A 14,756-nucleotide genomic window follows, 5' to 3' on the forward strand; every position below is an offset into this window, starting at 1 on the left:
AGTGCTCGCCTTTCGCTCGCGGCTGCGGGGCTCGCTCCGCTCACTCCTCGCACTCGCATCAGTGGGCTCCCACCAACTGCTTGTCGGACAACTTCGGCGCGGTCCGTCCCTCGATGTAGTCGAGGTAGTCCTGCTTGAAGTACTTCAGCGACGAGGTCACCGGGCTGGTGGCGCCGTCACCCAGACCGCAGAACGAGCGGCCGAGGATGTTGTCGCAGGTGTCGAGCAGGGTGTCCAGGTCGTCCTGGGTGCCCTGGCCGGCCAGGATGCGCCGGTAGACCCGCACCATCCAGTAGTTGCCCTCCCGGCACGGGGTGCACTTGCCGCACGACTCGTGGTGGTAGAACTCCAGCCACCGGTAGGTCGCGTAGACCGGGCAGTCCTGGTCGGAGAAGATCTGCGTGGCCGTGGTGCCGAGGATCGAGCCGGCCGCGGCCACCCCCTCGAAGTCCAGCGGCACGTCCAGGTGCTCGGCGGTGAGCAGTGGGGTCGACGACCCGCCCGGGGTCCAGAACTTCAGGTTGTGGCCCGGCTGCATTCCGCCGGCCAGCTCGATCAGCTCGCGCAGCGTGATGCCGAGGCCGCACTCGTACTGACCGGGGTTGGCGATCCGGCCGGAGAGCGAGTAGATCATCGGGCCGGCGGACTTCTCCGTGCCCATCGACTTCCACCAGTCCGCGCCGCCCAGCACGATGTACGGCACGCTGGCGATGGTGCCGACGTTGTTGACCACGGTGGGGCTCGCGTACAGGCCGTGGGTGGCCGGGAACGGCGGGCGCAGCCGGGGCTGGCCCCGGAAGCCCTCCAGGGAGTCCAGCAGCGCCGTCTCCTCACCGCAGATGTACGCGCCGGCACCCGAGTGCACCACCAGGTCCAGGTCGAATCCCGAGCCGAGAATGTCGCGGCCCAGGTAACCCTTGGCGTACGCCTCGTTCACCGCGTTGCGCAGCCGGCGGGCGGCGTGCACGGCCTCGCCCCGGATGTAGATGTAGGCCCGGTTGGCCCGGATCGCGTACGAGGCGATGATGACGCCCTCGACGAGCGAGTGCGGGTCGTGGGTCATCAGCGGCAGGTCCTTGCAGGTGCCGGGCTCGCCCTCATCGGCGTTGACCACGAGGTAGTGCGGCTTGCCGTCACCCTGCGGAATGAAGCCCCACTTGAGACCGGTGGGGAAGCCGGCGCCGCCGCGACCGCGCAGCCCGGAGTCCTTCACCAGCTGGATCAGGTCGTCCGGGTGCGCCTTGATCGCCTTACGCAGCGCCGCGTAGCCGTCCAGCTTCTCGTAGGTGTCGATCCGCCAGGCGTCCGGAGACAGCCAGCGCTTGGTCAGCACGGGCGTCAACTTGGCCAGGGTCTGCGGCGCGGGCGTGGTCACTTCTGAGCCCCCTTGTCGTGTGCGGAACCCTGGCCACCGCCGTTGGATTCCGCTTCCCTGAGGTTGCGCTCCTGCGCCCCGGTGTCGTCACCGGCCGGCTTGCCGTCGCCCGCCGGCCTGTTGGCCGCCGCCCCCGCGGCCTCCGCGGCCCGGGCGTCGCCCGCCGCGGGCGGCTGCCCGTCGACGGGGCCTTGGTGCCGGGCGCGTCCGGGACGGCGGTCTTCGCGTCCGGCTGCCGGGTCTCGGCGGTACGCACCTGCGGCGACTTGCGGTCCGGCGCCGGAACGTCGGGTGCGGTGCTGCCGGTCGGTGCGGCCTTCGCCGGGGTGGCCGGTGCCGGCTTGTCGCCCGCCTTGCCGCTGCGGATCGGGGTGTTCGGGTCGAAGCCCGGTGCCGAGATGCCGTGCTGCTGGGCCAGCCGCAGACCGCGCAGTGTCGGCTCGCCCGGCACCCCGTCGGCGACGGCACCCTCCCGCTCGTCGGCGAAGCCGGCGAGCTGGACCGCCATCTCCTTCAGGGTGCAGAGGCGGGCACCACGGCTCGGCGTGGGCCGGCCACCGGCGCGCAGCTCGTCGACCACCCCGACCGCGGTCTGCGGGTCGACGCCGTCGAAGAAGTCGTAGTTGACGGTCATCACCGGGCCGTAGTCGCAGGCGGCCAGACACTCGGCGTGTTCCAGGGTGACCTTGCCGTCGGCGGTGGTCTCGTCGTGCCCGACACCCAGGTGCTCGGCGAGGGTGTCGTAGACCTCCTGGCCACCGAGCACGTTGCACATGGTGTTGGTGCAGACGCTGACCAGCCAGTCGCCGGTCGGCCGACGCTTGTACATGGTGTAGAAGCTGGCCACCGCACCGACCTGGGCCTTGTTGAGGCCGAGCACCTCGGCGCAGAACGCCACGCCGGCCGGGGAGACGTAGCCCTCCTCGGCCTGCACCAGGTGCAGCAGCGGCAACAGGGCCGAGCGGGACCGGTCCGCCGGGTAGCGGGCGATGATCTCCCGTGCCCTGGTCCGCGTCTCGTCAGTGAAGACAGTCATCAGCGTCGCCTTCCGTTCGCGACTGCACCGGCGTCTGCCCGCGACTGCGGGGCTCGCTCCGCTCTCTCCTCGCGCGGGCGGATGGGGCTCGCAAGCTCACTCCTCGCGCTCACCGGTCACACCCACCCATCACCGGGTCCAGCGAGGCGCCGCCGGCGATCACGTCGGCGATCAGGCCACCCTCGGCCATCGCCGGCAGGGCCTGGAGGTTGACGAAACTCGGCTCCCGGTAGTGCACCCGGTACGGCCGGGTCCCGCCGTCGGAGACCGCGTGCACGCCCAGCTCGCCACGCGGCGACTCGACCGCGACGTACACCTGACCCGGCGGCACCCGGAAGCCCTCCGTCACCAACTTGAAGTGGTGGATCAGGGACTCCATCGACTGGCCCATAATTTTCGCGACGTGCTCCAGCGAGTTGCCCATGCCGTCGACGCCGATGGCCAGCTGCGCCGGCCAGGCGATCTTCTTGTCGGCCACCATCACCGGCCCGGGCTTGAGCCGGTCCAGCGCCTGCTCGACAAGCTTCAACGACTCGCGGATCTCGGCCAGCCGGACCAGATAACGGCCCCAGACGTCGCCGTCGGGGTGGGTCGGCACATCGAACTCGTACGTCTCGTAGCCGCAGTACGGCATGGTCTTGCGCAGGTCCCAGGCCAGGCCGGCGGAGCGGAGCACCGGGCCGGTGACACCGAGCGCCAGGCAGCCGGTCACGTCGAGCACCGCCACGTTCTGCGTCCGCTCCAGCCAGATCGGCTGGCCGGAGAGCAGGTCCTCGTACTCCTTGAGGCGCTTCGGCATCAGCGTGAGGAAGTCGCGGATCTTGACGATCGCCTCGTCCGGCACGTCCTGGGCGACACCGCCCGGCCGGACGTACGCGTGGTTCATCCGCAGCCCGGTGATCAGCTCGAAGATCTCCAGGATGTACTCGCGCTCCCGGAAGCCGTAGAGCATCATGTTGATCGCGCCGAGCTCCATCGCCGTGGTGGCCACCCAGACCAGGTGCGAGGAGATCCGGTTCAGCTCCATCATGAGCACCCGGATGGTGGTGGCCCGCTCGGTGATCTGCTCCTCGATACCGAGCAGCTTCTCGACGGCCAGCGAGTACGCCGTCTCGTTGAAGATCGGCGAGAGGTAGTCCATCCGGGTCACGAACGTCGAACCCTGGACCCAGTTGCGGTACTCCAGGTTCTTCTCGATGCCGGTGTGCAGGTAGCCGACGACCGAGCGGGCCTCCCGGACCGTCTCGCCCTCCAGCTCCAGGATCAGCCGGAGCACGCCGTGCGTGGACGGGTGCTGCGGGCCCATGTTGACGACGATGCGACCCTCGTTGATCGGGTCGACCCCCGACACCACGTCGTCCCAGTCCCCGCCGGTGACGTTGAAGACGCGGCCCTCAGTGGTCTCGCGTTCGGTGGCGTAGTTGGACGCGGTCATTGGTAAGACCTCCGCTTGTCGGGCGGCGGGATCTCGGCGCCCTTGTACTCCACGGGCACGCCGCCGAGGGGGTAGTCCTTGCGCTGCGGGTGACCCTCCCAGTCGTCCGGCATGAGGATCCGGGTCAGCGCCGGGTGGCCGTCGAAGATGACGCCGAACATGTCGTACGTCTCCCGCTCCTGCCAGTCAGCGGTGGGGTAGACCGCGGTGACGCTGGGCAGGTGTGGTTCCTCGGCGCTGACGGCGGCCTCCAGCCGGACCTGCCGACGGTAGGTCATCGAGGTGAGCTGGTAGACGACGTGCAGTCGGCGGGCGTCGGCACCCAGGTAGTCCACGCCGGACACCGACGAGCACAGCTCGAAGCGCAGCGCCGGATCGTCCCGCATCACCTGGCAGACCTCGGCGATCCGCTCGGGGCGGATGTGCAGGGTCAGCTCGCCCCGGTCGACCACGACCTTCTCGATCGCCTCGCCGAACGCCGGGTACGCCTCCTCCAGCGCGTCCCGGACCTCGTCGAAGTAGCCGCCGTACGGCCGCGGTGAATCCTCGACCGTGCGGTGCGGCCGGACCAGTCCGCCGAACCCGGAGACGTCGCCACTGCCCTGGTTGCCGAACATGCCCCGGCCGGCCGGCGCGGCCGGCGGGAACTCGGCCGGTGCGCCACTCGTCGCTCCGGCCGGCGTCACCGGGACCGGCACGCCGCCGGTGCTGGGCTTGTCGTCAGTCACTTGATCCCCCGGTACGGCTGGAGGTGGTTCTGGGCCTTCATCCAGTTCTCGATCCGCAGCTGCTCCTCGCGGCCCTCGCGGACGGCCTTCGTCCACTCGGCCCGCCGGGCCTTGTCGCTGCGGTACGACGACGGCATCGAGCCGTACGGCACCACCGGCACGTCACCGCGTGCCTCGCGGGCGGCAAGCATCTTGCGACCGTTCGGGCCGAGTGGCTCGTGGCCGATCTTCTCGCGCAGCTTGAGGATCGCGTCGATCAGCATCTCCGGCCGGGGCGGGCAGCCCGGGAGGTACATGTCGACCGGTACGACGTGGTCGACGCCCTGCACGATGGCGTAGTTGTTGAACATGCCGCCGCTGCTGGCGCAGACGCCCATGGAGAGCACCCAGCGAGGCTCCGCCATCTGGTCGTAGATCTGGCGCAGCACCGGGGCCATCTTCTGGCTCACCCGGCCGGCGACGATCATCAGGTCCGCCTGCCGGGGCGAGGCCCGGAAGACCTCCATGCCCCAACGGCCCATGTCGTAGTGCGGACCACCGGCGGCCATCATCTCGATCGCGCAGCAGGCCAGGCCGAACGTGGCGCCCCAGACCGACGACTTGCGCGACCAGTTGACCAGCTTCTCCACCGAGGTGAGCAGGACGCCGGCGGGGAGTTTCTCCTCGATACCCATAGCGGTTCCTCCCTCAGTCCCAGTCCAGGCCGCCGCGTCGCCACTCGTAGGCGTACGCGACGAAGACGGCACCGATGAACACCAACATGGCGACGAACCCGAAGACCGGCAGGATGTCGAAGGAGACAGCCCACGGGTACAGGAAGATCATCTCCACGTCGAAGACGATGAAGAGCATCGCCGTCAGGTAGAACTTGACCGGAAACCGGCTACCGCCGATCGGCTGCGGGCTAGGCTCGATCCCACACTCGTAGGCTTCCAGCTTGGCCTTGTTGTAGCGGTGGGGGCCGGCGAACCGGGCGGCGGCTATCGAGAACAGCGCGAAACCCGCGGCGAGGGCGAACAGCCCGATGATGGGTACGTAAGGCGAGAGCGACATTTCTTCTCCTGCTCGTCCTTCCCTGCCCTCGGTGGTTGGCGAAATTCACACTATTCACATCCCACCCCGCGCCCTTCGGCGGGGGTGGACATTGCCTGCTCCGCGCCCCTACACGGCCGGCGCAACCCGGGTCATCGCATTGATCACCCGGTCCATCGCGTCACCGCCACGCGGGTCGGTGAGGTTGGCCAGCAGCTTGAGCACGAAGCGCATGAGCGTGGGATGGGGCATGCCGTGCTTGGTGGCCACCCGCATGATCTCCGGCCGGCCGATCAACTTCACGAAGATCCCGCCCAGCCGGTAGTAGCCGCCGAACCGGGTCTTCAACTCCTGCGAGTACGCCATCAGGGCCCGCTCCCGCTCCGCGCCGGCCGGCCGGGCGAGCGCCTGGACCGCGACCTCCGCGGCCAGCTCGCCGGACTCCATGGCGTACGCGATGCCCTCTCCGTTGAACGGATTGACCATGCCGCCCGAGTCGCCGACGAGCATGACCCCCCGGGTGTAGTGCGGCACCCGGTTGAACCCCATCGGCAGGGCGGCACCGAGGATCGAGCCCTCGGCGTTGGTCTCGTCGGTCATCCCCCACTCCGGCGGCGTGTTGGCCAGCCAGTCGGTGAGCAGCCGCCGGTAGTTCGTCTTGCCGAAGGCCGAGGACGAGTTGAGGATGCCGAGCCCCACGTTGACCCGGCCGTCACCGAGACCGAAGATCCAGCCGTACCCGGGCAACAGTTCGTTCGTGCCCTTGGCCCGCAGTTCCAGCCAGGACTCCAGGTAGTCGTCGTCGTGACGGGCCGCGGAGCGGTAGTAGCGCCGCACGGCGACACCGATCGGGCGGTCCTCCCGCTTGGCCAGCCCGAGGGCGAGCGGGAACCGGCCCGAGACGCCGTCCGCGGCCACCACCAGCGGAGCGTGGAAGGTGACGGGTGCCTTGTCCGGCCCGTCCTCACCCTGCACCCCGATCACCCGGCCGTCGCCGTCGAGCACCGGGCCGATGACGTTCACGCTGGTCCGCAGCTTGGCGCCGGCCGACACCGCGCGCTGGGCGAGCAGGTCGTCGAAGTCGAGTCGGGTGCGCACCAGACCGTAGTTCGGGAAGCTGGCCAGATCCGGCCAGTCCAGTTCCAGTCGGACACCGCCGCCGATCACCCGCAGGCCACGGTTGTGCAGCCAGCCGGCCTCCGGGGAGGTGTCCACCCCCATCCGGATCAACTGCCGCACCGCGCGCGGGGTCAGCCCGTCGCCGCAGACCTTCTCCCGGGGGAACTCGGTCTTCTCCAGCAGCAGCACGCGTACGCCGTGCCGAGCCAGGTGGTACGCGGTCGCCGAACCACCGGGACCGGCGCCCACGACGATCACGTCGGCGTCGTTCTCCACCGCGGTCATTAGCGCCTCCTCCCCGCCCTGCTCGTGAAATGCTTCACAAGCCAGCGGGGTCGAGTCTATGACCGGCGCCGTAAGCTCGCCTTGTTAGGTAGGCCTAACCTGCTGGAACGATCTGGGGGCCGGCAGCCCCCTCAGTGCCGGGCCGGGTTGGCGCCGTCCAGGCCGGCTCGGATGGTCTCCGGCAGCTGCTCGCGCAGGGCGCCACCGGCGGCCCGGTCCAGGGCCGCGAGCACCTCGGTCACCACCTGGCGGACGTCGGCGGGATCCGCGCCGGCCAGACCCCTGAGCTGTTCGACCAGCTCCGCGGCATCCCCGATGGCCACGTTCTTCGGATCCGTCATGCCGGCCAGCCTAAGCGGCAAACCCGACAAAATCGCCTTATTCCCCTAAATGACAGTGCTGCTGCCGCGTCGACCCGCGAGGGGCACCGGGCTCATGTCCACGGGGGGCGGCGCGGCGAGCGCCGGGCTCAGGTGCGCACGGCGCGGTGCAGCGCCACCACGCCGCCGGTCAGGTTGCGCCACGCCACCCGACCCCAGCCCGCGGCAGCCACCCGCGCCGCCAGCGCCGGCTGGTCCGGCCAGGCCCGGATCGACTCGGCGAGATAGACGTACGCGTCGGGGTTGCTGGAGACCGTCCGGGCCACGGCCGGCAGGGAGCGCATCAGGTACGACAGATAGACGGTGCGGAACGCGGGATTGACCGGGGTGCTGAACTCGCAGACCACCAGCCGGCCCCCCGGACGGGTCACCCGGGCCAGCTCGGCCAGGGCGGCGTCGGTGTCGTTGACGTTGCGCAACGCGAAGGAGATGGTCACCGCGTCGAAGCTGGCGTCGGCGAAGGGCAGCCGCAGGGCGTCCCCGGCCAGCAACGGCACCTGCGGCCGGGTGCGCTTGCCGGCGTACAGCATGCCGAGGGACAGGTCGGCCCCGACCGCGTACGCCCCGGAGTGGGCGAGTTCCTCGGTGGAGACACCGGTGCCCGCGCCGACGTCCAGCACCCGGTCGCCCGGTCGCAGGTCGAGCGCCGCCCGGGTGGCCCGCCGCCAGAACCGGTCCTGGCCGAAGGAGAGGACGGTGTTGGTCAGGTCGTAACGGGCCGCGACACCGTCGAACATCGCGGCGACCTCGTGCGGCTGCTTGTCCAGGCTGGCGCGCTGGCCCTGCGGGGTACGGCTCACCCCTCCACTCTGCCAGCCCGACGGGCGACGGCCCGGACAGGGTCGAGCCGACACAGTGAGGGCGGGATGGTCACCCATCCCGCCCTCACTGCCGTGCGTTATGTGAACGGCCCGCGCGGGCCGATAGAGGACGAACCTCAGGCGTTCGTCTTCTCGTCACCCGGGGTCACCAGGACCACCCGGCGACGGCGGGCAACCAGGAACATGGCCACACCGGCGGCCAGCACACCCGCGCCGACGCCACCGATCAGACCGACCTGCACACCGGTGACCGGCAGGCCGCCACCGTCACCGTTGTCGCCACCACCGGAGCCACCCTTGGCGGCCACGACCACCGCGAAGTCGTCGGTGTTGTCGCTCGGGTCGACGTCGTTACCCGCGACGCCCGTGGCGTTCTCCGGCAGCGCCGAGGTGGCGGCGGACCGGAGGATGCTGGGGGCCTCCTGCACCGACAGCGAGTCGATGGTGACCTTGCCACCGGTGAGGCTGCTCGGCTTCACACCGTCGGCGACCTTCACCAGGTTGTAGAAGCGGGCGCCGGAGAAGAGGTCGTCACCGTCGGTGTCCTGCGCGGCCGGGATGAGAACGGCCTTGTCGTACTCGCAGGTCAGCGAGGTCATCGCGGCGTTGTAGGTGCAGTCCGGCTCCTTCTCCGCGAAGGTCGCGCCCTTGGGCAGCTGCACCTCGATGCGCAGACCGCGGGCGGCCTGGTCACCCTGGTTGAAGGCGCCGTAGATGAGCTGGCCGGTGTTGCCCGCGTACAGGTCGCCGACCTCGGTGATCGTGCCACCCTCGACCTTGACGGCCTTGCGGACATCGTCGGCGACGACGGTCAGGTCCGGCCCGGTGCCCTCGACCTTGACGTCGACGGTCACCACGTTGTCGGACTCGTCCGGGTCCTCGCCGCCGTGCAGGATCACGGCGGTGATGGAGCCGGCCGGACCGACCTCCTTGCCCTTGCGGGTCAACGGGAAGAACCAGTCGACGTCCTCACCGGCACGGATGGTGTCACCCTCGATGCCACAGAGGATCCAGCCGTCCTCGCGCGGGTTGCAGCCGGTCTCGTCGATGTCGACGAGATCGGTCTTCAGCTTGCTGACGTCGAGGGCGACGAGCACGTTCTTGGCGTCGACCTTGCTCTTGTTCAGCAGCGAGACGCTGGCGTCCTTGCCCGGCGCACCGACCGCGATCGTGGTGCCGGTCGCCTTGATGGCGAGGTCCGCGCTGTCGTCCGCCAGAGCCGGGGCGGCGAAGGCGCCGGCCGCGAGGACGCCGGCGGCACCGGCTCCCAGGTACGCGGCAGCCCGGTTGCGGAAAATCATGAAGGTGTCTCCCCGTGGGGTGAAGGAAGCGTACGGGCGGGGACGTTAGCGGTCAGCGATCACCCGCGCCACCCTGGATCACACCAGTCACAAGCTGCTCAGCTAATGGCAACTTAAGGATTGTCCGGATTGATGGGTCTTGCTACCTGCTCGCGCCCCCGCACCTGGCCGTGGCGGCCTGGCGCTTCGAACCGGACGGATGATCCACGCGAGCCGTTCGGCTGACAACCGATCGAGCCACCCCTGTCACCCAGCGCCCGAAACCCAGTGACACTTAGTGATCTCTCGCCCGCCGCCACCCCACCACCCAACGACGCCGCCCGCCGCGACGAGGGCCCGGGATGCCGCAACTCGTACCCTCCCGCCGCCGGGAAGACCCAAGACACCGCAACTCGCGGCACGCCGCTGCACGGGGCGACCCGGGAGCCGCTACTCGGGACTCACGGTGACGGTGTGCGACGGTCCAGGTCGCCGGCCGGCGTTCGCTCCGCGGATCGGGATGGGGTGTCGGTCAGCGTGCGTCGACCAGGGGCAGCGATCGGCCGGCACCGCCGCCGGGCAGGGCGATCGACGAGAAGTGCGAGACCACCCGGTCGTCGCTCGGGTCGTCGTCGGGCGTGTGGTGCACGGCCAGTCTGTTGTAGAGCGTGTCGCGCTGGGCCGGGATCCGGTCGGCGGAACGGATCATCCCGATCAGCTCGTGCAGGTTGGACCGGTGCCGGGCGCCCGCCGAGGAGATGACGTTCTCCTCCAACATGATCGAGCCGAGGTCGTCGACGCCCATGTGCAACGCCAGTTGACCGACGTCCTTGCCGGTGGTCAGCCAGGACGCCTGCAGGTGCGGCACGGTCTCGAAGAACAGCCGGGACACCGCCACCAGCCGCAGGTATTCCAGGGTCGTCGCCTGGGTGCGGCCCTTGAGGTGGTTGTTCTCCGGCTGGTACGTCCACGGGATGAAGGCCCGGAAGCCGCGCGTACGGTCCTGCACGTCGCGGATCATCCGCAGGTGCTCGATCCGCTCGGCGGCGGTCTCACCGGTCCCCATCATCATCGTCGCGGTCGACTCGACACCCTGCCGGTGCGCGAGTTCCATGACCTCCAGCCAGCGCTCGCCCGACTCCTTGAGCGGCGCGATCGCCTTGCGGGGTCGCTGCGGCAGCATCTCGGCACCGGCACCGGCGATCGAGTCGAGCCCGGCGGCCTTGATCCGGGCGATCGCCTCGTCCAGGCTGACCCCGGAGACCTTGGCCATGTGCAGGATCTCGCTCGGGCCGATCGAGTGGATCGCGAGCTGCGGGTACGCCTGCTTGACCGAGGAGAACAGCTCCTCGTAGTACTCCACGCCGTAGTCCGGGTGGTGGCCGCCCTGGAGCATGACCTGGGTGGCGCCCAGCTCGACCGCCTCGCCGCAGCGACGCAGGATCTCCTCGGTCGGGTGGGTCCACCCTTCCTTGTGCTTCGGCGCCCGGTAGAACGCACAGAACTTGCACGCCGTCACGCAGACGTTCGTGTAGTTGATGTTGCGGTCGATCAGGTACGTGACGATGTTGTCCGGGTACCGCCGCCGACGGACCGCGTCCGCCGCCTCACCGAGGGCGTGGAACGGGGCGTCGGTGTAGAGCAGCAGGGCCTCCTCGGGCGTGATCCGCCCGCCGTCCGCACCGCGCTGCAGGATGTCGTCGATCTCCCGGTTCACCGTCACATCTCCGAGGGTACGCCGAGCCTGATCAGCGACAACCGGGCCCTGCTGGGATCTGACCCACAGCCAGCGAACAGCTCAGAACAGTGGATCTCCCTCACTCGTCGGGCTCTTGCGCGGCTGGCGTCGACCCCGTGGCGACAACTTCGGTCCAGGTCCGTAGGTGACCGAGGGACCACGCCGTGACTCGGAGATTCTGGCGAGCACTCCTTCGTCGACGAGGCCACCAAGTAGACGCGATGTGGCCTGCGCATCCAGGTCGAGCGCCACTCGCACCATCCGGGCATTGACTTGCCCTGCGGCCTGCAACAGTTCGATCACTTTGCGCTCCGCGTCGTCCCGGTGTCCGCGGTGGTACCGGACCGCCGGGCCCAATGCACTCAGCGCTGAACCTCGTAACCGATAGTTGGGGTGTCTACGTCTGGCCGTCTCCCGGGTCGACTCGAGCATCGCGACCGGCTCCGTACTGAGTCGCAGCAGAACCTCCTGCGCCTCAACGACATCCTTCTGCAACAGAGGAACGGCGTCGACGGCGGAGAGGACACGATGAGTCAACAAGTGATAGAGGATCAGCAAGGTGTCCGCGTCGTCCTGCTCGGTTTCCGGCAGCGCCGCGACATAACGCGCGAGATGCCGGTTCGGTGCGCCGCCCAGCAACGTCACGGTGACCCTGTCCGGCTCTTCCAGGTATCGAGGTGGCTGATGGCCCACCCGGACCATCTCCCGATACATCCGATCTACGCCGACACCGGCTTCCTCGGCGAGACCCAACGTCCGGACAGCGCCGGCAAGTAGCGGATTTCGAGGTCTGGAGGTGGTGGTCAGGATGTTCTCCACTGTCACACCGAAGACCAGCGGCCCGGGAGATGCCACCACCAGGCGAGTGGGCGCGTGCTCGATCTGCACTGGACCAGCCAGACGATAGTCACGATGCACAAGGGCGTTGACCACAGCTTCCCGTACCGCCGCCTCAGGCAGGTCAGCTAGTTGCACCTGCTGCCCGCCCGGCAGATTGACCGGGGTCTTGTCCACCCGCGCATCGATGAGTTCGAGTATCCGCACCAGGGCAGGCAGGAGCGGTCCAGTGATGCGATGCACGACTGTCGGTTCGCCCGCCGGGGTCTTGCGGAACTGGTAGACCACAAGATGTGAGCCGTTGCCTGGTCCGCCGTCCTCTTCGGCGAACAGCAGCAGCCCGGCTCGGTTTAGCCGGCCAGCCTCGTTCACTACTCCCAGAATTCGTAGCAGGTCTCCGTCGCTTTCCGCCGCGTATCGCCGACGAACCGGATCGGAGCTGCGGCGCAGCAGCGTACGGGCGATATCCAAGGCGACGGGGGACACCTCGGCGCGGGCTAGGTCGGTGTCGCCGGCAGACCAGTCGTCGTTGCGACGGTCAGCCAAGGCGGACGCGATCTGGGTAGCGGTCATCGGAAGGCACGAGGTGCCCACCCGATGCGTGGCACGCTGGTCGACCTGATGGATGTCGGGACTTCGGGGCACGGTGATGAGCAGCAGCCGTGTGTCGGAGACCTCGATCGCCTCGCTGAAGACGGTCAGGGCTGGTTGGGTCAGCTCATAGATTCGCTGCACCACACGAATCGGATCCAGGTCAGTACCCGCGAGGGCGTCGACACCAGCGATCCTGTCGTGCACGCCGACCACGAGCGTTCCGCCGATCCCGTTCGCGAAGCAGGCAGCCGCTGCGGCCAAGTCCCGGAGGGTGTCGTCGCGAGATCTTCCCTGCCGCTTGAAGTCCAGGGTTCTGGACTCCAGAGCTGCGGCCGTCTCACCAGCGAGAATTCGAGCCAGCGCCTCCTCGTACTCATGCCCAGTCATCTCGGTTTCCGATCGGTTTAGACCATTCCTTGCGAGGAAGGATAGCGCAAAACTATTGGAAAACCGGCTCCAGCCTCGTCGCGTGAACCCCGAACGCCCGACGCCTCACGCGTCGTAGTCGATGGTGAGGGTGTCGGTGAGCGGGCTGGACTGGCAGGTCAGCACGTAGCCGGCGGCCACCTCGTCGGGCTCCAGGGCGTAGTTGCAGGCCATCTCGACCTCGCCGGAGACGACCTTCGCCCGGCAGGTCGAGCAGACCCCACCCTTGCAGGCGTACGGCAGCTCGCCGCGGACCTTCAACGCCGCGTCGAGCACCCGTTCGTCGCGGCGCATGGTGAAGCTCGACGAACGTCCGTCGAGCGTGATCGTCACGTCGGTGCCGCCGGACGCGTCGTCGCTGCGGCGTACCGGCTCGGGCGGCGCGTCGACGTGGAACAGCTCGGTGTGCACCGCCGACTCCGCGACACCCCGCTCGGTCAGCACCGCACGAGCATCGACCACCAGCCCGTACGGGCCGCAGAGGAACCACTCCTCGATCGCCTCACCGGGCACGATGGTCTCCAGCAGCCGGCCGAGCCGCTCCGCGTCGATCCGGCCCGACAGCAGCGGCGAATCGCCCTGTTCGCGGGAGAGCACGTGCACCAGGTGCAGCCGGGTCGGGTAGCGGTCCTTCAGGTCGGCCAGCTCCTCGGCGAACATCACGCTGCCGGCGGTGCGGTTGCCGTACACCAGCGTGAAGGTGCTGGCCGGTTCGACGGCCAGCGCGGTGGCGACCAGCGACAGCACCGGGGTGATGCCCGAGCCGGCGACCACCGCGCCGTAGCGGCGAGCCCGGTCCGGTGCGAAGGCCGTGGTGAAGTGCCCCAGCGGCGGCAACACCTCGATGGTGTCGCCGTGCCGCAGCGCCCCGCAGGCGTAGCCGGAGAAGGCCCCGCCCGGAATCTCCCGCACGCCGATCCGCAACCGCCCGTGCCGGGCCAGCTCCGCCGGGGTGGAGCAGATCGAGTACGAACGGCGCACGTCCCCGCCGCCGTCACCGTCCGGGGCGACGGCGGCGGCCGGCAGGCGTACGGTCAGGTGCTGGCCGGCGCGGAACGCGAAGGTCTCGCGCAGTTCCTCCGGTACCGCGAAGGTGATCGCGACGGCATCGGCGGTGAGCCGGTCCACGGCGACGACGGGCAGCGGGTGGAATACCGGTCGGCGGCGGACCGGGCGCGTGATGGTGACAGTCACAGGGCCTTCACCTGGTCGAAGGGTTCGGAGCAGGAGCGGCAGCGCCACAGCGCCTTGCAGGCGGTGGAGCCGAAGCGGCTGAGCTGCTCGGTCTCCGGCGAGCCGCAACGTGGGCAGCGCACCGTCAGGGTGAGCGGAACGACGCCGTCGCGCCGGACCGGAGCGGGTGGGGCGATGCCGGCGGCGGCCAGCTTGGCCCGCCCGACGTCGCTGATCCAGTCGGTGCTCCAGGCCGGGCTGTGCACCGTACGCACCTCGGCGTCGGGATGACCGGCGGCGGCAAGCGCGCGCCGGATGTCGGCGCGGATGACGTCCATCGCGGGGCAGCCGGTGTAGGTGGGAGTGATCGTCACAACCACCCGACCGGTGGCCGGGTCCTCCAGCACCGACCGCAGGATGCCGAGATCGTCGATGGTGACCACCCGGATCTCCGGATCCACCACCGCCGCCACAGCCTCCCGCGCCCGGCTCATCGG

Annotated in this window: 13 protein-coding genes and 1 pseudogene; all 14 read right to left on the bottom strand. The window is 69.4% G+C overall.

All coding sequences use genetic code 11. From position 1 onward, the window contains the following. Positions 1–58: 58 nt before the first annotated feature. The 14 genes and pseudogenes from nuoF to paaD all read right to left on the bottom strand — a co-directional run bounded on the left by nuoF (position 59) and on the right by paaD (position 14,753). Positions 59–1,375: an NADH-quinone oxidoreductase subunit NuoF gene (gene nuoF / locus ENC19_RS08150; protein WP_164446495.1), complete on the bottom strand. Its 1,317-nt coding sequence runs from the start codon at positions 1,373–1,375 to the stop codon at positions 59–61. After that, a pseudogene (gene nuoE, locus ENC19_RS08155) lies at positions 1,372–2,411 on the bottom strand (NADH-quinone oxidoreductase subunit NuoE). Before nuoE ends, nuoF begins: the two are co-directional and overlap by 4 nt. A gap of 109 nt (positions 2,412–2,520) precedes the next feature. Next, the gene (locus tag ENC19_RS08160; protein WP_164446497.1) at positions 2,521–3,846 is read right to left on the bottom strand and encodes an NADH-quinone oxidoreductase subunit D; all 1,326 of its coding nucleotides are present in this window, start codon (positions 3,844–3,846) and stop codon (positions 2,521–2,523) included. Then, complete coding sequence (locus ENC19_RS08165; protein WP_164446498.1) at positions 3,843–4,574, bottom strand: NADH-quinone oxidoreductase subunit C; 732 nt, start codon at positions 4,572–4,574, stop codon at positions 3,843–3,845. Before ENC19_RS08165 ends, ENC19_RS08160 begins: the two co-directional genes overlap by 4 nt. Then, positions 4,571–5,248, bottom strand: coding sequence for a NuoB/complex I 20 kDa subunit family protein (locus ENC19_RS08170; RefSeq protein WP_119578786.1), 678 nt, complete (start codon positions 5,246–5,248; stop codon positions 4,571–4,573). Before ENC19_RS08170 ends, ENC19_RS08165 begins: the two co-directional genes overlap by 4 nt. A 13-nt stretch (positions 5,249–5,261) precedes the next feature. After that, entirely contained in the window at positions 5,262–5,627 is a 366-nt protein-coding gene (locus ENC19_RS08175; protein WP_093404019.1) for an NADH-quinone oxidoreductase subunit A, read from the bottom strand. A gap of 108 nt (positions 5,628–5,735) precedes the next feature. Then, positions 5,736–7,010, bottom strand: coding sequence for a geranylgeranyl reductase family protein (locus ENC19_RS08180; RefSeq protein WP_164446499.1), 1,275 nt, complete (start codon positions 7,008–7,010; stop codon positions 5,736–5,738). A 131-nt stretch (positions 7,011–7,141) separates the two neighbouring features. Continuing rightward, on the bottom strand, positions 7,142–7,351 hold the full coding sequence (locus tag ENC19_RS08185) for a DUF2267 domain-containing protein (protein WP_164446500.1): 210 nt from the start codon (positions 7,349–7,351) through the stop codon (positions 7,142–7,144). A gap of 128 nt (positions 7,352–7,479) precedes the next feature. After that, positions 7,480–8,190: a demethylmenaquinone methyltransferase gene (locus ENC19_RS08190; RefSeq protein ID WP_164446501.1), complete on the bottom strand. Its 711-nt coding sequence runs from the start codon at positions 8,188–8,190 to the stop codon at positions 7,480–7,482. Between the two features lie 137 nt (positions 8,191–8,327). Further along, entirely contained in the window at positions 8,328–9,512 is a 1,185-nt protein-coding gene (locus ENC19_RS08195) for a cell wall anchor protein (RefSeq protein WP_164446503.1), read from the bottom strand. A gap of 511 nt (positions 9,513–10,023) precedes the next feature. Further along, positions 10,024–11,214 carry a cyclic dehypoxanthinyl futalosine synthase gene (mqnC, locus tag ENC19_RS08200; RefSeq protein ID WP_164446504.1) on the bottom strand — a complete coding sequence of 397 codons (1,191 nt, stop codon included), beginning with the start codon at positions 11,212–11,214 and terminating at the stop codon, positions 10,024–10,026. 75 nt (positions 11,215–11,289) lie between these two features. Further along, positions 11,290–13,047, bottom strand: coding sequence for an ATP-binding protein (locus ENC19_RS08205; protein WP_164446505.1), 1,758 nt, complete (start codon positions 13,045–13,047; stop codon positions 11,290–11,292). Between the two features lie 105 nt (positions 13,048–13,152). Next, positions 13,153–14,280 (bottom strand): 1,2-phenylacetyl-CoA epoxidase subunit PaaE, encoded by a 1,128-nt coding sequence (gene paaE, locus ENC19_RS08210; RefSeq protein WP_164446506.1) that lies wholly within the window; start codon positions 14,278–14,280, stop codon positions 13,153–13,155. Then, entirely contained in the window at positions 14,277–14,753 is a 477-nt protein-coding gene (paaD, locus tag ENC19_RS08215; protein ID WP_164446508.1) for a 1,2-phenylacetyl-CoA epoxidase subunit PaaD, read from the bottom strand. The genes paaE and paaD overlap by 4 nt, the downstream gene beginning before the upstream one ends. Positions 14,754–14,756: the final 3 nt, after the last annotated feature.

The organism is Verrucosispora sioxanthis (assembly GCF_010560025.1).
In the GTDB taxonomy this organism is placed as follows: domain Bacteria; phylum Actinomycetota; class Actinomycetes; order Mycobacteriales; family Micromonosporaceae; genus Micromonospora; species Micromonospora palythoicola.